This is a genomic window from Treponema sp. JC4 (assembly GCF_000260795.1).
Lineage (GTDB): Bacteria > Spirochaetota > Spirochaetia > Treponematales > Treponemataceae > Treponema_D.
Map to the genome: position 1 here is coordinate 50,549 of NZ_AJGU01000002.1, position 17,740 is coordinate 68,288.

The window sequence follows — 17,740 nt, forward strand, 5'->3', positions numbered from 1 at the left end:
AGCGGTACAGCTTCGCTGCCACTACAATCCCTCACGCATTTTTATTATATTAGTTGCATTTACGCAAAATGACGCATCCATTGTGACCGCCAAATCCCAGCGAACAGCTTGCAGCAGCCTTTACTTCACATGCAACGCCGGTCTTTGGTGTATAATCCAAGTCACATCCATGCTCTAAGTCAGGCTCATCAAGATTTGCTGTCGGCGGAATAAAGTTTTCTTCCATAGCTTTAATACAGAAAATTGCTTCGATAGCACCTGCTCCACCTACCATATGGCCGGTTTCACTCTTAGTAGAAGAAACGTGCAGCTTCTTTGCATAGTCACCGAAGACATTCTTAATCATAGCAGTTTCTGCAGTATCATTTGCGCTGGTAGATGTTCCGTGTGCGTTGTAATACTGAACTTCTTCCGGCTTCATTCCGGCATCTTCAAAAGCAGCCTTCATAGCGGCAACACCGCCCGCTCCATCAGGACAAGGCGCTGTAATGTGGTAGGCGTCGCTTGAAGAACCATAGCCCGCAAGCTCGCACAAAATCTTAGCACCACGGGCCTTAGCGTGCTCATATTCTTCCAGAACTAAAACAGCAGCCCCTTCGGCCATAACAAAGCCGCTTCTGTCTTTATCAAAAGGACGGCTTGCAGCCTTAGGATTATCATTGAATTTTGTAGTCAAAGCAGAAAGAGCCTGGTAACAGCCGATATTAAAGCCTGTAATGTTTGCATCAGCACCACCGGCAAAACATACATCAAGGCGGCCGGCACGAATCAAATCAAGACCAACACCAAGAGCATCTGTTCCGGAAGCACAGGCTGTAGAAACAGTATAAGAAGGCCCGTGAATCTGAAAGTGCATTGCAACCTGAGCCGCAGCTTCGTTATTCAAAACAAGAGGAGCTGTAAGCGGCGGAATGCGTGTAATTCCGGCAGCAGGGTCGTAATATTTTTTATAGGCGTTTTCCAAATCATCAGAAAGTCCGATTCCAATACCGGTAACAATTCCCGATTTTACGCCATTCAAAGTTTCTGCATTGTAACCAGCCTGATTTCCAGCTTCAATGCTGGCACCAAGCAGGAATTTAGAAAAGCGTGACATTTTTCGAGCCAGCTTTTTATCTACACCGTAATTTTCCAGAGAAAAATCTTTTACCTCACCGGCAATCTGCACAAGATGATTAGAAGCATCAAAAAGCGTAATTTTATCGATTCCGCTCTCGCCCTTTTTTACTTTATTCCAGGTGTCCGAAACATTATTTCCGCAGGAAGAAACACAACCAATTCCTGTTACTACTACCCGTCTTCGAGTCATTATTCACTCCTAAAAAAATCAATTAAATAATTTTATCACACTCGAACTATTTTTATAATACTTTCATAGAATATATCATTTCGACAAAAATTGCAACTTTGTCATAATGATAATACTCCAAACAATAGCACAACCTTTATAAACTCACTAAAATACTTCTATGCAGCAAATCAATGACATCAAAGACTTTGCAGACATGCACTCCGTTCCCATCATGAAGGACGAAGGAATCAGCTTTATCTGCGACTATATAAAAGAACACAATGTAAAAAGAGTGCTGGAAATCGGCACGGCAATCGGCTTTTCTTCTATAAATTTTGCACGCGCCGGCGAAGAAGTTTTTGTTTCTACCATAGAAATGGATCTGGAACGCTATCAGGCAGCGGTAAAAAACATTGCAGACAACGGACTTTCCGACCGCATCACCTGCTACCTTGGAGATGCCGGTAGCTGGACTGCCCCGCAAGGCGAAGTCTACGACCTGATTTTTATTGACGGCCCAAAAGCCCAGTACATCAGCCACTTTGAACGCTTTAAGGAATGGCTGGCGCCAGGCGGGGTTATCATCACAGACAATCTTTCCTTCCACGGCATGGTAGAAGACCTGAGTCTGACCCACAACTACAGCACAATCAAGATGATGAGGAAAATCCGCAAATTCATAAAATTCTTGCGCGAAAACAAAGAATTTACTACCACTTTTTACGATTTAGGTGATAGAATTTCTGTATCACGGCGACGGTCGTAACTGACGTTTAAATTTGCAATGCATTGTACCTTCGCCTGACTTGAACCGGTGGTTCAAGTTTCTGCAATACACAGGAGGTACCCTTTGGCTATTTTAATTCTTATCGGAAGTATAATTTCATTTCTGGCTTTCCGCGTATTTTATTTTCTGGGTCTGCCGGTTCCAGAAGTAATTGCGAAAGGTATTACCAGCGAATTCTTTGTATTTTACGCCTTTTACTGCTTTTTCAAGAATCAGGACAAAAGCATTGCCTTTACCCGCTACGGAATCAAAATGCTCTGCGGACTTTCGCTAGCCGTAATCGCAGACATTGCAATCAACCTGCACATTCCTGCAGGAATTTCAGTTTTCCTTGTAATGCAGATTTTCTACATCCTTGCCTATCAGGAATTCAAGCCTTTTTCTTTTAAGAATTTTGCCCTTACAGTCGTAATGTCCATTGTATTTCTTGCAGGCGACCAGCTTTCACCTTTCTTTAATCTGAAAACTCTCTTCCTGCCGATTGCAATTTACACCTTCTTCCTTGCCGGCGCTGCCATTAAATCTCTTGATGCAATTCTTCTTCCAAATAAGCGCGCTCGAATCGTTCCTGCTGCCAGCCTTATCTTCCTTGCGTCAGACTTCGTGCTTCAGTTTACCCTTGGAGATATCTGCGACCTGCCTTTTGCGGCTGATCAGGTTGTAAATAATGTTTGTCACGTGCTCTACTACGCGGCACAGTTTATGCTGGCACACAGCTTAAGCGAAGATTTTATTGAAGAGTAAATGAAAAAATACTTCCGCATGGAACCGTGGTTTGCTCCGCCAGCTTTTCGCTCGCCGCAAGCTTCGCTTGCTCTGTAGGCATTGCTCCGCCTTGTATGCCCCTTATCGCGAAAAAAGCGTCGCAAATCACGAATCCATGCTAGGCGTTTTTTAGCTTCCCAGGTTTCAGTGAATCTGTCTTATCTGCAGTTATAAACTCTCCCCATTCCTTAGGTTCTGCCACCTCAAATTTCAGATGCTCGTGCGTAAAGGGATGGTCGAATTCCAGCGTGCGGGCGTGGAGTGCCAGTCTTCCAAAAGGATTTGTTTTTGCCCTGTAATTTTCATCGCCTGCAAGGGGGTAGCCCTTACTTGCCAGATGAGCGCGAATCTGATTTTTACGGCCGGTATCAAGACTCAGCTCAAAAAGGGTGTGAGTTTTTCCTCTTAAAATTACCTTATAGTGAGTACGGGCAGTTATCGTTTTAAACTCAGCTTTTCCACCCTTTACAGTAAGGTTTCTTTCATAAATCGACTGTTCGCTACGGCTTTTGTTATAGTGATTTTTTACCGCCTGCTTTGTCAATTTTGAAAAACTCGGTTTATCACCGGGCTTTGGAACAAAACCTACGTTATAGGCATTGTAAGCAAGTTCGTCATCAATAAGGCCGTTGTCCGGCAAAGGCTTTGGTGCATTTCGTCCGCTCGGATTTTCTGCAACGGCGCGGTAAAGGCGCTCGGTTACCATTTTGTGCCAGCTGCCCATGATTTTTTTCTGAGCCGCTTCACTCAGGGCAAACATCATTACACCCGAAGTATCGCGGTCAAGGCGGTGAACTGTAAAAGGCCTGTGATTTTTTGCCCAGCTGCCCTTTTTCCTCATTATCTGTTCCAGAACTGCAAGAGCCGTTTTTGCCTTGCTTCCAGGATATGGAACAGAAAGCATTCCGCTTGGCTTAAAAATCACCGCAATCCATTCATCTTCGTATAAAACTTCTATTCTTTCGTGCCCAAAGTCAGCCTTATGAGCCTTTTTATATTCCGTACTGGCTTTCATATTTTTATTGTAACGCTTTTTCCATACGCTGAACAATCGCCGGGATTTTTTCTTTTTCCAAAGCAGAATAGTTGATTACAAAAGTCTGGGAAAGCTGGTTTTCAGAAGATTCATCTGAGGCAGCATTTCCTTCTTCTTCCTCGTAATAAAACTCCTTCAAAAGCGGAAGGTTAAGTCCCTGCTTTGCAAAGGCGTCCTTCAGGTTTAAATGGTCTGACCCGCAAGTACTCTTAAAAGAAAGCAGAAAATGAAGTCCCGCCTCCTCTTCTGCAATATGAATAGAATCCTTAAAAGCCGAATGAGAAAGGGCATAAATAAAGGCGTTGCGCAGATTTCGATAATAATTTTTCATCCTGATAAGATGATTGTCATAAAAACCGTCGTTAATAAAATCAGCAAGGGTGTACTGTTCAAAGGCAGAAACCGGACAGGAATAAAAGCCCAGTTTTTTCTGAAAGGCCTCTGCAATTGCCGCAGGAAGAATCATGTAACTAATTCGGAAGGAAGGTGCAATTGTTTTTGAAAAGGTATTAACGTAAATTACTTTTTCGCTGCTGTCTCCGCTAAAAAGAGTTGGAAGAGGCTTTCCATTAAAACGAAACTCACTGTCGTAATCATCTTCTATTATATAGCGGCCAGCTTCTTCTCCCGCCCAGTTCAAAAGTTCAAGACGACGGCGGATTGGCATTACACGTCCGGTCGGAAAATGATGAGCCGGTGAAAGGTGAATTATATCGATTTTCTTTTGATTCAAAAGCGAAGTGTCCAGTCCCTGGGAATCTATCAGGACAGGCTTTACCTGGGCACCGTTCAAATGGAAAACAGAAGCAACCTTGTGGTAACCGGGATTTTCAACCCCGTAAATTTTACTTCGGCCAAAAAACTGCACCAGCATTGAATAAAGAGATTCTGTTCCCGCACCAATTACAATCTGCTCCGGCTGCAGGCTCATATTGCGGAAGCCGCTCAAATGGCGGGCAATGGCAGCACGGAGTTCGTAAACACCGTTAACATCCTGACGCTGCAAAAGCTTTTCGTCTCCACTTTTAAGGACCCGCCTCATAACGTGAGCCCACTGGGAAAATGGGAAGCGCTCCAGGTTTGGAGTGTTAGAGCGGAAATCGAAAAAGAATTTTTTGCCGGCGCGAGCGGGCGGAACTGCAAGTTTTACAGGAGCCTTTTCAGTCGCGGAAGATACATAATCCCCCGGCGCGCCTTCAGGTGCGATTTCAGTTACAAAAAAGCCTTTTTTTTCTATTGAATAGATGTATCCTTCATCAATCAGCTGCTCATAGGCATTCTGCACAGTAATAACGCTGACGCCAAGATGGGAGGCAAGAGCGCGTTTTGAGGGAAGTTTTTCATCAGCTTTAAGAAGACCGGCAGAAATCTGACTGCGGATAGAAGAGGAAAGAAAATCACAGAGACCGGCATCGCCGCGTTTGGAAAAATCAATGGTAATCACAATCTGATATTATATATTTGATACACTTTTGACTATATGAATAAGACCAGAATTTCTGTAATATGCCTGCAAAAAGGAGAAAAAATATGGATAAAAAACTTTTGACAATTCAGGACATTTCCTGCGTTGGACAGTGCTCGCTTACAGTTGCTCTGCCAATCATTTCTGCCTGCGGAATTGAAACTGCAATTCTTCCCGGGGCCCTGCTTTCCAACCACACTGCGGCAGGCTATTCGGGATGGACTTTCAACGACCTCACAGACGAAATGCCAAAAATCCTTGAACGCTGGAACAAAGAAAATATAAAATTTGACGCCTTTTACACAGGCTACGTTACAAAAACTCAGATTGCCCACATCCTTCAGATTATGGATAAGGCGGCTGTTCCGGGGGCACTCCGCATTGTTGACCCGGCTATGGCTGATAACGGAAAGCTTTATGCGGGATTTGACGACAACTTCCCTCAGGAAATGGCAAAACTCTGTAAGGGGGCAGACTACATTCTTCCAAACCTGACAGAAGCAAGCTTCCTTTTGGGCATTCCTTACGCCGGCTCAGATTACGACCAGGCTTACATAGAAAAAATCAGCCGCGACCTTGCAAAGCTCGGCGCTAAAAATGTTGTGATTACGGGTGTTTCTTTTGAAAAAGATAAGGTTGGTGCTTCTGTTTATCACGCAGATACAGATACTTTTGAATATTACTTCAATGAAAAAATTGACGTTGCCTTCCACGGAACTGGCGACGTTTTCTCTTCAGCCTTTGCAGGCGCCCTTATGAGGGGAACATCAGCAATTCAGGCAGCCAAAATTGCCGCCGACTTTGTAGTAGAAGCCATCAAAAAGACTCTGGATGACAAAAAAGACCACTGGTATGGCGTTAAGTTTGAAAAAGCAATTCCTTCGCTAATTAAGGCACTGAACTAGTGAAATTCCTCCAGAAAAATTACCCTTTCTGCCTGCTTTCGGAGTATAAATAGGCAGAAAGAAAAGCAGAACAATTTCAGACTGGTTGTTTTTTAGGAGGAAGATATGAACGAAAAGGAATTGAAGACACAGCTACTTGAAGCGGGTGCAACAGAAGAGCAGATTGCAAAAGTTGATTTTGCAAAGATTGAAAGCATTATTGATAATGCCAGCAGTATTGAGGGTCTTTCTAAATCATTAAAGGAAGCCTATCCTGATTTTAATGAGGAAGAATTTAAAAAGGCTGTCGCAGAAAATACTAAAGACAATGATGCTGTTGAAAACCTTTCTGATGAGGCTCTTGAAGCAGTTGCAGGAGGAAGCGTTGGCAGCTGGCTCAACAAAAACAAGGCTTGGCTTATTCCTGTAGCAACAGTTGCCGCTATTGGTATTGGGGGAGCTATTATTTATGGAGTAAAACGTAAATTAGCAGCAAATGCAGCGGCTAAACCACAGAGAAGCTCTAGTATAAGCAGCACTGATACCAGCTATAGTAACGATTCCAAATTCCAGTGGTTATGTGATTACTAGCAATTACCGCAGGAAAGCAACTTCCTTTTTATTCACCCCTCTGCCAGCCCGGTAAAGTGCAGAGGGTTGCTTTATTTACTGCTGTTCAGCGTAAAACCAGATTGTTTCTATAATCAGAACGTCATTTGTTGTTCTTTTAAGCTCTTTTATCTGTTCGTCAATAGCAGAAGCAGACGGTGTAATTTCACTGAGCATTTGTCTGAGCTGAGTTTCAGAAACTGTAGTTTTATTATAGGCAGTTCTATGCTCATATAAATAATCACGCAATTCTTTTTTATCTGCATAAGATGCATACTGTCCGATATTCTGTCTCCATTCCTGAGCAGAATCAACAATATTCTGTGGAATTGTACCGGTTTCAAGAATATATCCTTCACCTGAATCAGAACTTGAATCATTACTGCAAGCTGTAAAAGCAAATCCAAGACAAACTGCTGCGCAAAGCATAGCTAAAAATTTTTTCATAAATATAACTCCTTTTTTTCCGCCAGTTTTTCTGTGCGTTTTTTAAGGAAATTATAAAAAACTTCTAAGCTGGAAAATATGGAGAAATTCTCCTAATTTTTACTGAAATTTTTCTATCAGTTCGCGGCGGTTTTTAACGTTGGTTTTGTCGTAAATAAAGCTCACATAATTTTCTACAGAGTGGGAAGAGATAAAAAGTTCGTCGGCAATCTGGCGGTTACTTTTTCCCTGCAAAAGTTTTTCAAAAATCACTTTTTCCTGGCGCGAAAAAAGGCTGTCTAGGCCGGAAAGTTTTTTCTGCACTCCTTCCATGCGCTTTTCTATATATTCTCCGCCCTGGTAAAGAGTCTCAAGGGCAAGCAGCAGCTCTTCTTCGCTTGCAACCTTGGAAATATAGCCTTTTGCGCCGCTTTCCTTTGCCTGCAGAATGTAGCCGGGAGTATCGTACATGGAATAAATAAGGCATTTAATATCAGGCCGGCTTTTTGTGATTTTTTCCACAAGTTCAAAGCCCGATTCCTTTCCAAGCTGAACGTCAACAATTATGATTTTCGGAAAATCCTCCTGCAGGCTGATTGTTTCAAGCGCGCTAAGACAGGCAGGCGCAGAAGTAAAAGTCCCTGAAACCTTCCAGTCAGTGTTTTCCAAAAGATAATTTTCCAGTCCCTTCAAAAGCATGTTGTGATCATCAACAATAAAAAGTGATTTTTCCATATCTTCCGCCAGCCTTAAATCCCCGTGTCCTCAATTTTTACGCTGAGCCGAACCTGCATTCCTTCATCCTTAGCTGAAAGAAATTCAATTTTACCTCCAGCCGCCTTTGCAAAGAGCCTCATGTTGCGCATTCCAAAATGAGTTTTCAGATTTTTTCTGGAAAGTGAGCCAATTTCGCAGCCGACCCCGTCATCAATAATTATAAAAGAAAGGATTTTACCTGCCTGTTTTTCATCATTCTTACGGCGGATTATAAGGGTAAACTTGCTTGCAAAAGAATGTTTCTGAATATTAGAAAGGATTTCAAGCACAATTCTTGCAAGATAAGAGGCTTCTTTCTGGTTCAAAAATGCGGAAGTAAGATTTTTCTCACAATCAAGCAGAAAAGAAATCTTTGTTTTGTCCGAAAACTGCTCACAGAGAGCCTGAACCACAGAAATCACATCAACCTTTGAACCGTTAAGGCTGGCATTGGCAATTTCTGCAGGATTAAGCGAATAGCAGATATCCCGCATCTTTTTTATGCAGTCGGTAAGATTTTTTACCGCCGTCTGCTGTAAACCTTCGCTTTCTTTCTGAACCTTCAGGCGTTCAACATCAAGGCGCACTGCCCGGATATCCTGGACAACTGAATCGTGAATGTCGGAAGAAATTTCTGCGCGGATTTTTTCTTCAAGTTCAAAAGTGCCCCCTGCCGCCCTAAGCTTTTTCTTCATAAAAACAAGCGCGCCTGCAAAAATCAGCGTAAAGATGAAGGCTGCATACATTAAAAACGGTGATTGCTGCGAAGTCTTAAAGGGCGAGTCAGTTTTCTGGAAAGAAAAGTCCTTCTGCAGCTGGTAAAAATCAGTATGATTGGCGTCGCGAAGATAAAGCTTTTTGTTAAAATCAAAAATCGGGGCAGTTTCCACCCGCGCCGGGAAGGGAGTTTCAAAAATTTCAAGTCGAAGCTCACTGTAGCCCGCCGGCTGAGTGATAAGAAAATCATTTTCCGAATCATAAATCAGATAAAGCTTAGAAAAATCCTTTGACCATTCAGATTTTATAAAATTTCCCCGCTCATCAAAAATCTTTTTTACTGAGCCGATATTTTCCAGCATAAAAACCCGGCCGCCAAAAGCCTTAAAATAGTGGGATTCAACCTGGGCTGCCCCTTCCGTAAAAAAGCGCTCCGAATGATTGGCAGAAATTGCATGAATTCTGGAAGGCCTGCCATCTTCATCAAGACAGAATAAATAATCTTCAAAGGCAGAATGATAGCCTTCTTTTTCCCCGGTTACGATGGCATCCAAAAGCGAATTTTCGTAAAGAAAGCAGAGAGCATCTTCATTGAGCAGAGTGCGCCCGTCAGAAGTTTTATAAGCAAGGCAGGGAGTCACATCAAAATCACAAAAGCCGAATAAAAAATTCAAAAAACCGGCATAATCCGGTTCCGGAAAATTATCAAAATAAGCAGCCTTGGCCCGCTGACAGAGCCATGGTTCCAGTTTTGAAAAACGCCTCAGCCCTTTTGAGCTGAACTTTCCATCCGCATCCTTTTTAAGATGATAAGTTCCTTCACCCAGAAAAAGCTGAACTCCGTTTACAAGAGCCGCCCCGCTATGAATTCCAAAATAAAGAGTCTGATTTTCTGCCAGATAACAGAGATTAGAAAAAACTCCCGCCTTACCAGCCGGATTTTCAAGAATTAAAAGCGACGCAGCAGGTTCCCGTAGATTGACTGCATAAAGATTTTCAAAGCCCTGCCCCTTCTTGCTGGCTGTCAGAAAAATCCAGTCCTCCTTTTTCGCATCCGCCGTCTGAAAAACAATATCAATATTTTCTTTTTCAATAAAATCCGAAAGCTCCGGCAAAAGAGATTCCTGCGCCCCCAAAAACGCCGGCCCCAAAAGCCCGAAAGTAAAAATCACAAAAAAGGAAAAAAATCGCCTCATAAAAGGGATTATATCAGATTAGAGTAAATTCTTTTAGTATAAAAAAAAGCCGTCTGAAGTAACAAAACCCAGACGGCATCAAAAGTCAAAAGTTTACTTTAATTTTTCTTTGTAATTGTAACTGATGAATCTGTTGTACTAAAGAGTCCCATCAAAATTTGCCATCCATCAGAGCCTGATTCAGCAGAAAGTGTCAAACTATCACCACTAAGAGAAAGATTGATATCTCCACTAGTACCATTAACGTTAATAGTCATTACAGAACCGCTAAGAGTATAGTTATATGCCTGTCCAGAACCTTTTGAACCATTAGAATTAACAGCAACCTTTTTAATTGTATCAGCTGTAATCTGAACTTCAAATTCTCTGTTTCCAGCAGCCATATACTGCCAGTTTCCAATAATGTCATTAGCAGCTACACTTTCACCCGAGCCAGAACCTCCGCTACCGCTTCCAGAAGATGAAGTTTTTGTCATCTCAAGAGAATAACTTGAGTCTGAATAAAATTTTTCCCTCAATATATCTGAATATGAATTAGAACTTAATGAAAGTTTGTTTCCTTCAACACTGTAAGTAAAGTTTTCAGTATCGGAACCTGCTGTAATAGTAATTTTTGAACCATTAATTGTATAGGTACCTGTAAATCCTGGAACATTAGAACTATTATTGCTTGTCATTGAAATAGAACCGTTATTAAGGGTAACGGTGCAAGTTGCTTTCTTATAACTATAATCAGTGTAATCATACCAGGAATCAGATTCATAAGTATAAGTTCCATCAAGATATGTCTGATCAGTAACAAGAGAACTGTTATCTACTACGTTCCATTTATAAAGATTGTTCAAATCAAAATCATATGAAGCATATTCTGATGCTTTATAGCAGATAACTTTTGATGTATCACCATATTGATCAATAGAATCTCCTTCCTGAATCTTACATCTTTTTACAGCAAACTTAGTTTTTTCATCAAATTCATCAGTTTCTGCGGTAAATACAACTTTACTACCATTTGATGATGTTTTTACAGCAAAACAGTAGTACTTAAATTTTTTAGGGTAATAACTTGTCCAATTTCCATTTTCATCATAGTCGTAAGATGGATAAGAATCTGTAAATTCTTCTTTTACAAAAAATGATTTAACATCACTTCCACTAAAAAGAGGAATTTCCCCATTTCCCCCAAAGCATGCCTGCATTTCGTCTGCAAGAAGGATATCTTTATAGTCAAAAGTTTTCCATTCGCTTGAACTTGAACCTTTATACAAATAAACCTGAAAAGAAGAAGCTTCTAACTTAAATTTCAAGCTTGAACCAGAATAATTATAACTAGAAGAATTGAACTTATATGTAATTACAGGAATTTTTAATACATCACTTTCTGAGTAATAGTTAACAAAACCATTATAGTAATAATCATCTTCGTTGCTTACATTGAAATTTGCCTGAATAAACTGTTTCTTTTCATCCTCTGTGTGCATTCCTGAAACATCCTGCAAAGAAACAACAGTTTCGTTATTACCATTACCGTAATTATAGCCATAGTTTCCATTATCATCGGAACCAGAACTATTGGCACAAGCTGTAAAAGCGAAAAGTACTGCTGACAAAAGTGCAGTACAAACCAGATTTTTTCTAAACTTAATCATACTTCCCTCTTATATTTTTCTTATTTTTGAAATTACTATACATAATACCCCCCCCCGTCTTTTAAATGTCAATAGGTTTGAAAAAAAAATCTATTTAAAATTTAATTGTTTGACTCTGTAGTTTTCTAAAAGTGTTTTAGCCAGGTCAAATACATCGTTCAATATAGCCATGTGCAACCTCCATGTTTATATGATAGTTCTTTGGCCATAAAAATCATTAAAGCGGCACTTGAATTTTCAAAAAGGATATTTCTTCCGAACGGAGCCATTTTTTTACAAATGTTAACCGCCCCTCGGCGCGAGCATGGAGGGTCGCGAAGCGAGTGCGAAGCACCGAACGTAGTGGAGCCCGGAACGCGAGTAGGTGTTGGAACTCGCCCAAAAATTTATTATAATTAATGAACTTTACTATTAATAAAAAGAGGCACAAAATGTCTAAATATCCATTTGAGAATATTGAGCCTAAATGGCAGAAATATTGGGAATTGAACAAAACATTCCGCGCAAAGGAAGATTCTAAGATTCCGCCGGAGAAAAGAAAGTATATTCTGGATATGTTCCCGTATCCTAGTGCGGCAGGACTTCATGTAGGACATCCTGAAGGCTATACAGCAACTGATATTTACTGCCGTTATCTTAGAATGAAGGGCTTTAACGTGCTTCACCCGATGGGATTTGACTCTTTTGGTCTGCCGGCAGAAAACTATGCCATTAAGACTGGTACCCACCCGAGCACAACTACTCACGCTAACATCGAAAAATTTACTCAGCAGATTAAATCGCTTGGTTTCAGCTATGACTGGGACCGCGTTGTTTCTACCTGTGAGTCTGACTACTATCACTGGACTCAGTGGATTTTCCTTAAGCTTTACGAAAAGGGACTGGCTTACGAGGCTCAGACTCCAATCAACTGGTGTCCTAGCTGTCTGACTGGTCTTGCTAACGAGGAAGTAAAGGAAGGCCGCTGCGAACGTTGTGGCGCAATCGTTACTCACAAGACTATCCGCCAGTGGATTTTGAAGATTACTGAATATGCTGAGCGCCTTCTTGAAGATCTGGACGGTCTTGACTGGCCTGAAAGCGTAAAAATCATGCAGCGCAACTGGATTGGAAAATCTGAAGGTGCTGAAGTTGATTTTGCAATTGCAGACAAGGACGGAAAGGCTACAAGCGACAAACTCCGCGTTTATACAACCCGCTGCGATACTCTTTTTGGAGCAACTTACATGGTTGTTTCTCCTGAGCATCCTCTTATTGAACGCCTTACTTCTGCTGAACAGAAAAAGGCTGTTGAAGATTACCGCGAGCAGGCAGCAAAAAAATCTGACCTTGAACGCACTGACCTTGCAAAGGACAAGACTGGTGTATTCAGCGGAAGTTATGCTGTAAACCCTGTAAACGGAAAACTCATTCCTATCTGGGTTGCAGACTACGTTTTGATTTCTTACGGAACTGGTGCAATTATGGCCGTTCCTGCTCATGATACCCGCGACTGGGATTTTGCTAAGAAATTCAATCTTCCAATCATCGAAGTTCTTAAGAGCGAAGTTGATGTTCAGAAACAGGCCTGGACAGAAGACGGAATCCACGTTAATTCTGAATTCCTTGACGGTCTTAACAAGGCTGATGCCATTGCAAAAATGCTTGAATGGCTGGCAGAAAAGGGCGTTGGAAAGAAGGCTGTAAACTACAAACTCCGCGACTGGATTTTCAGCCGTCAGCGTTACTGGGGTGAACCAATTCCTCTGGTACACTGCCCAACATGTGGTACAGTTCCTGTTCCAGAGAACGAACTCCCTCTTACTCTTCCTAACGTAAAATCTTACCAGCCAACTGGTACTGGTGAATCTCCTCTTGCAGGCATTGAAGAATGGGTAAACTGCAAGTGTCCTAAATGTGGTGGCGCTGCCCGCCGCGAAACTAACACTATGCCTCAGTGGGCAGGAAGCTGCTGGTATTACCTCCGCTATCTTGATCCACAGAATAAAGACGCTTTCTGTTCTAAAGAAGCTGAAAACTACTGGATGCCGGTTGATTTGTATGTAGGTGGTGCTGAGCACGCAGTCTTGCACCTCCTCTACTCCCGCTTCTGGCACAAGGTTCTTTACGATTGCGGACTTGTTTCTACAAAAGAGCCTTTCCAGCGCCTTGTAAACCAGGGTATGATTACTTCTTTTGCCTTCCAGCGCAAGAACAAAACTCTTGTACCGACTGACGAAGTTGACCAGAAGGCAGACGGCACTTACTTTGAAAAAGCAACTGGCGAGCCTCTTGAGCAGATTGTTGCCAAGATGAGTAAGTCTCTTAAAAACGTTGTAAACCCTGATGATGAAATTAAGGCTTACGGCGCTGACTCTGTTCGTATGTACGAAATGTTCATGGGACCTCTTACAATGAGTAAGCCTTGGTCTACACAGGGAATCGTTGGTATTCACCGCTTCCTTGAAAAGGTTTGGGCAGTAAGCGAAAAGCCTTTGAACGATACAGACATTACAGGAAAACTTGAAGACAAGGCTCTTGCAGCACTGCGCAAGACTTTTGCTCAGACTGTAAAGAAGGTTTCTAACGATACAGATACTTTGAACTTCAACACTGCTATCAGCCAGATGATGATTTTCATCAACGAAGCCGGCAAGTTCGAAAGCCTTCCACGCGCAATGTGGAGCGACTTTGTAAAACTGATTGCTCCTTATGCCCCTCACCTTGGTGAAGAGCTCTGGGAAAAGCTTGGAAACAAGAACACAATCGCTTACGAAAGCTGGCCGACCTTCAACGAAGACTTCTGTAAGGACGACACAAAGCAGATTGTTGTTATGATTAACGGCAAAAAGCGCGACACCTTTGAAGCCGCTCCAGGCACCAGCCAGGACGACCTTAAAGCCGCAGCTCTTGCACTTGAAGGAGTTAAGAAGTTTACAGACGGTCACGAGATTGTGAAGACAGTTATCGTTCCGGATAAGCTGGTGAACTTAGTTATTAAGTAAGGCTTCGTAAGCCTTTTGATATGCCCCGCCCTGTGCATCTGCTGCAAGGCGGGCATTTTTTTTCATATCGTTTACAAGGGCTTTTAGCTGAGCCTCGCCGACCCCTTTCAGGCCCATCATAATTATCTGAGGAACAAAGCCTACCATAGAAGAGACGTAGGCGTTTCCTTCAAACTGATTGCTGAATTCCTTGCCCTTAACCATTTTTGTGTTGATTTTATTTGTAAGGTAAACAATTACTAAGTTTTCTTCGGGTTCGACAAAGACTACGCAGCCGGTAAATCCGTGGTGGCCAAAGGCTCTGCTTGAACAAAGGGTTCCGAACTGTTTTGGAGTCTGGAACTCTGCCTGCCGCCACCAGCCAAGAGCGTAATCGCAGTGATTTTCCAGCTGAGGACTGGTAAATAAATCAAGAGTATTGCGGCTGAAAAACTTCTGTTCTCCAAGGCCGCCGGTAAGCATAAGGCTTGCTAGAAGGGCTAAATCACTGGCATTTGCAAAAAGTCCTGCGTGGCCGGAAAGCCCAGCCATGGTGTACCAGGCATTTCCATCGTGAACTTCTCCCTGCAGAGTTTCTGTCCTGATCCCTGTAAACTTAAGGGCGCCGGAACAGGAATTGCCGTTAGGCTCTGTTGCAGCGCAGTCAGTTTTTTTAAAACCGTTTTTAAGGGGATTAAAAGTTATGTGCTGCAGTCCCAGCGGCTGCCAGAAGTTCTCGCGTAAAAAGTCATCAAATCTTTGACCCGTAATTTTTTCTGCCACATAGCACAAAAGCATGTAATCTATGTCGCTGTAACGGAGCTTTGTTCCAGGTTCATAAGAAAGCGGTGAGCGGAAAATTGCTTGCAGAGTTTTCTGCCTTGTCTCCTCCGAATTATCATTTCCCGAAAAGAGCACATTTGAACCGGGCTCCGCATTAAAGCGGTCTTCCTTCAGGTTTATGCTGTCATTGTAATAGGGATAGCCTGAAGGAAAGCCTGCTGTATGAGCCAGAAGGTGGCGCACGGTTATATTTCTCTTCCACTCTTTTATTTTTTCCAGAGGAAAAACGTCGTGAACTTTTTTATTTTCGTAATCAATTAAAATTGTATCGTCTGCAAAGTGGCTTCCAAAAATATCAACAAGCTTTGTATCCAGGGGAAGGCGGCCTTCTTCCACAAGCAGCTGAATTGCGTAGTTACCGGCCATCATTTTTGTAACAGAAGCCAGATCATACATGGTGTCTTTAGTAACGGCAGGCGCCTTTACAGCCACACCGTCCTTGCCGTAAGTCTGGATATTCCCCCACTGATTCTGGTAAATAAACTTTCCGTCTTTAATAACCGCAAGCTGGGCGCTTGTAAAGCCCTTTTTTATATCAGAAGTGATGATTTTATCTATTAATTTTATAGCAGCTGGGGAAATTCCTGAATCCGCAAGTTTTCCCTCCTGAATTACAGGGTAAGGAATGCATACACGAACCTTGGCTTCTTCCAAGGGACTTTCAAAATCAGAAAGTTGAATTGTGTTTCTGCCGTTTTTTGTAACAGAAGAAAGGTCAGCTTCGTAAGCTTCTCCTGCCTTAAGTTTGACCGGAATCAGAGAATTGTTTATAAACAACTTAAAAGAACAGTCTTCTTCCGCAGTTAAATAAAGTTTCCCCTGCCCCTTGTAAGATTCAAAAGTCAGAATATTGTTTGCAGAATAATTTGCAACAGAAATCCAGTCCGGGAAGGTCACATTTGTCTGCCATCTTTTTTCAAGTTCTTTTTCAGAATACAAAAGATATGGCTTTCGGGCTTTTTTAAACTCTTCCAGCTCCTTTTCCCAGCTTTCCTTTATCTCATCCAGGGCTTTTCCCTTCATAAGCTGAGTGCGGACAAAATCAGAACCGGTCAGTAAATCAATCCAGTAATAGCCTTTGCTGTTTGGCTTTCCAAAAAAGGCAGGCGCATTTAATTTTTTTGCAGTCCTGTAAGCCTGACTCAAATAAGATAAATCAGTGCCTTTTTCAAAAATCTTTGAAAGTGGCAGGGAACGTAAATCTTTTCCATAACAGATTTCTTCCAAAAAGGGTGGATTTTTTGCTCCGTCAATTGAATGAGGAATAAAAATATAATCCATTTTTTCATCATCCTTAAAATAAGGACTTCCAAATATTTCAAAAGGAAATTCAGTTCCGCGGCCGACAGAGACAATAGTATTTTCAAAATAGCAGGTAGAAGCGTAAAGATAAACCGCCCTCATTGTCCTGATATTAGGAGACGGTCTTCTTATAAGACAATATTTAGTCTGGTGGGTGTAATTCTTGCAGGGGATTACTGTCAAATCGCAGGGCTTCCAGTCTTTATCAAGCAGTTTTGAACCGTTCAACATGCGGGCAAGTTCCCCAAGAGTCATTCCGTGAACTGTAGGCATTGAAAGAAGGCCTACGTTTGAATCAAAAGCCTTCTGCAGAATTCCGCCGTCTACATAAAAGCCGTTAGGATTAGGACGGTCAAGAATGATCACATTTTTCCCGTAAGACGCGCAGGCCTTCATCAGATAATAAAGCGAAATATAATAGGTATAGTAGCGCAGTCCCACATCCTGAATATCAACTACAAGAGTGTCAAAACGGGCCATGTCAGTGGCAGGGGGTATTTTATCTCCACCGCCATAATAAAGGGAAAGAATAGGAACTCCTGTTTTTTCATCAACAGAGCTGTCTATACTGGCGCCGGCATCTGCGGTCCCACGGAATCCATGCTCCGGGCAGAAAACCGCCGTAACATCCACACCACTTTCAATAAGAAAATCAAGGATATGAGGGCCGTAGGAAATATCATTACCCTCTGCATCCTTCCCAAAAGGCAGGTCAGCCGCTTCTTCACTGCTTCCGTAAAGCTCGCTTCCTCCGTAAAGTTCCCTTCCATCCTGTAAAATTATTTTATCACCCATTATTCCCGAATGATTTGAAAAGAGGGCAACCTTCTTTCCTGCCAGCAGGGGCAGATATTTTTCGCTCTGTTCATCGCCCAAAATGACACGGGGGCTATTTTCTATATATGATTTATCGATTTTTTTAATTTTGATATTCGCACAGCTGCAAAAAGCCGCCGCATATAACCAGACTGCTGCAAGTATAAAGTGACATTTTTTCATAGAAAAATTATACCACAGGAAACCTGAATTATGTATAATAATATTATTAATA

Annotated in this window: 13 protein-coding genes; 5 read left to right on the forward strand and 8 right to left on the reverse strand. The window is 42.1% G+C overall.

Annotation, left to right across the window (positions count from 1 at the left end):
* Positions 1–49 precede the first annotated feature (49 nt).
* A complete protein-coding gene (gene fabF, locus MSI_RS01495; protein ID WP_009102941.1) occupies positions 50–1,309 on the reverse strand; it encodes a beta-ketoacyl-ACP synthase II in 1,260 nt (419 codons plus the stop codon).
* Between the two features lie 160 nt (positions 1,310–1,469).
* Between fabF and MSI_RS01500 the strand changes: the two genes are divergently transcribed.
* Positions 1,470–2,057: an O-methyltransferase gene (locus MSI_RS01500; protein WP_009102943.1), complete on the forward strand. Its 588-nt coding sequence runs from the start codon at positions 1,470–1,472 to the stop codon at positions 2,055–2,057.
* A gap of 84 nt (positions 2,058–2,141) precedes the next feature.
* Positions 2,142–2,822 (forward strand): lysoplasmalogenase family protein, encoded by a 681-nt coding sequence (locus tag MSI_RS01505; RefSeq protein ID WP_009102944.1) that lies wholly within the window; start codon positions 2,142–2,144, stop codon positions 2,820–2,822.
* Between the two features lie 139 nt (positions 2,823–2,961).
* Here the strand turns inward: MSI_RS01505 and MSI_RS01510 are convergent, their stop codons facing one another.
* Together MSI_RS01510 and MSI_RS01515 are read right to left on the reverse strand one after the other, a co-directional pair.
* Positions 2,962–3,858: an RluA family pseudouridine synthase gene (locus MSI_RS01510; RefSeq protein WP_009102945.1), complete on the reverse strand. Its 897-nt coding sequence runs from the start codon at positions 3,856–3,858 to the stop codon at positions 2,962–2,964.
* A 4-nt stretch (positions 3,859–3,862) separates the two neighbouring features.
* Positions 3,863–5,323 (reverse strand): PLP-dependent aminotransferase family protein, encoded by a 1,461-nt coding sequence (locus MSI_RS01515; protein WP_009102946.1) that lies wholly within the window; start codon positions 5,321–5,323, stop codon positions 3,863–3,865.
* A gap of 86 nt (positions 5,324–5,409) precedes the next feature.
* Here MSI_RS01515 and MSI_RS01520 point away from each other — a divergent pair, with 86 nt between their 5' ends.
* Both MSI_RS01520 and MSI_RS01525 read left to right on the forward strand, forming a co-directional pair.
* Positions 5,410–6,249: a pyridoxamine kinase gene (locus MSI_RS01520; protein ID WP_009102947.1), complete on the forward strand. Its 840-nt coding sequence runs from the start codon at positions 5,410–5,412 to the stop codon at positions 6,247–6,249.
* A 105-nt stretch (positions 6,250–6,354) separates the two neighbouring features.
* Positions 6,355–6,819 carry a hypothetical protein gene (locus MSI_RS01525; protein ID WP_009102948.1) on the forward strand — a complete coding sequence of 155 codons (465 nt, stop codon included), beginning with the start codon at positions 6,355–6,357 and terminating at the stop codon, positions 6,817–6,819.
* 75 nt (positions 6,820–6,894) lie between these two features.
* Here MSI_RS01525 and MSI_RS01530 read toward each other — a convergent pair whose 3' ends face one another.
* The 4 genes from MSI_RS01530 to MSI_RS01545 form a co-directional block, all read right to left on the reverse strand.
* Complete coding sequence (locus tag MSI_RS01530; RefSeq protein ID WP_009102949.1) at positions 6,895–7,284, reverse strand: hypothetical protein; 390 nt, start codon at positions 7,282–7,284, stop codon at positions 6,895–6,897.
* Between the two features lie 99 nt (positions 7,285–7,383).
* A complete protein-coding gene (locus MSI_RS01535) occupies positions 7,384–7,998 on the reverse strand; it encodes a response regulator transcription factor (protein ID WP_009102951.1) in 615 nt (204 codons plus the stop codon).
* 14 nt (positions 7,999–8,012) lie between these two features.
* Positions 8,013–9,932 (reverse strand): sensor histidine kinase, encoded by a 1,920-nt coding sequence (locus tag MSI_RS01540; protein WP_009102953.1) that lies wholly within the window; start codon positions 9,930–9,932, stop codon positions 8,013–8,015.
* Positions 9,933–10,030: 98 nt separating this feature from the next.
* Positions 10,031–11,581, reverse strand: a complete 1,551-nt coding sequence (locus tag MSI_RS01545; RefSeq protein ID WP_009102955.1) for a hypothetical protein — start codon at positions 11,579–11,581, stop codon at positions 10,031–10,033.
* Positions 11,582–12,012: 431 nt separating this feature from the next.
* On the opposite strand from MSI_RS01545, the gene leuS reads away from it, so the two are divergent.
* Complete coding sequence (leuS, locus tag MSI_RS01550) at positions 12,013–14,565, forward strand: leucine--tRNA ligase (protein ID WP_009102957.1); 2,553 nt, start codon at positions 12,013–12,015, stop codon at positions 14,563–14,565.
* Here the strand turns inward: leuS and MSI_RS14245 are convergent.
* On the reverse strand, positions 14,551–17,688 hold the full coding sequence (locus MSI_RS14245; protein ID WP_009102960.1) for an exo-beta-N-acetylmuramidase NamZ domain-containing protein: 3,138 nt from the start codon (positions 17,686–17,688) through the stop codon (positions 14,551–14,553). The two genes, leuS and MSI_RS14245, sit on opposite strands and share 15 nt — an antisense overlap.
* Positions 17,689–17,740: the final 52 nt, after the last annotated feature.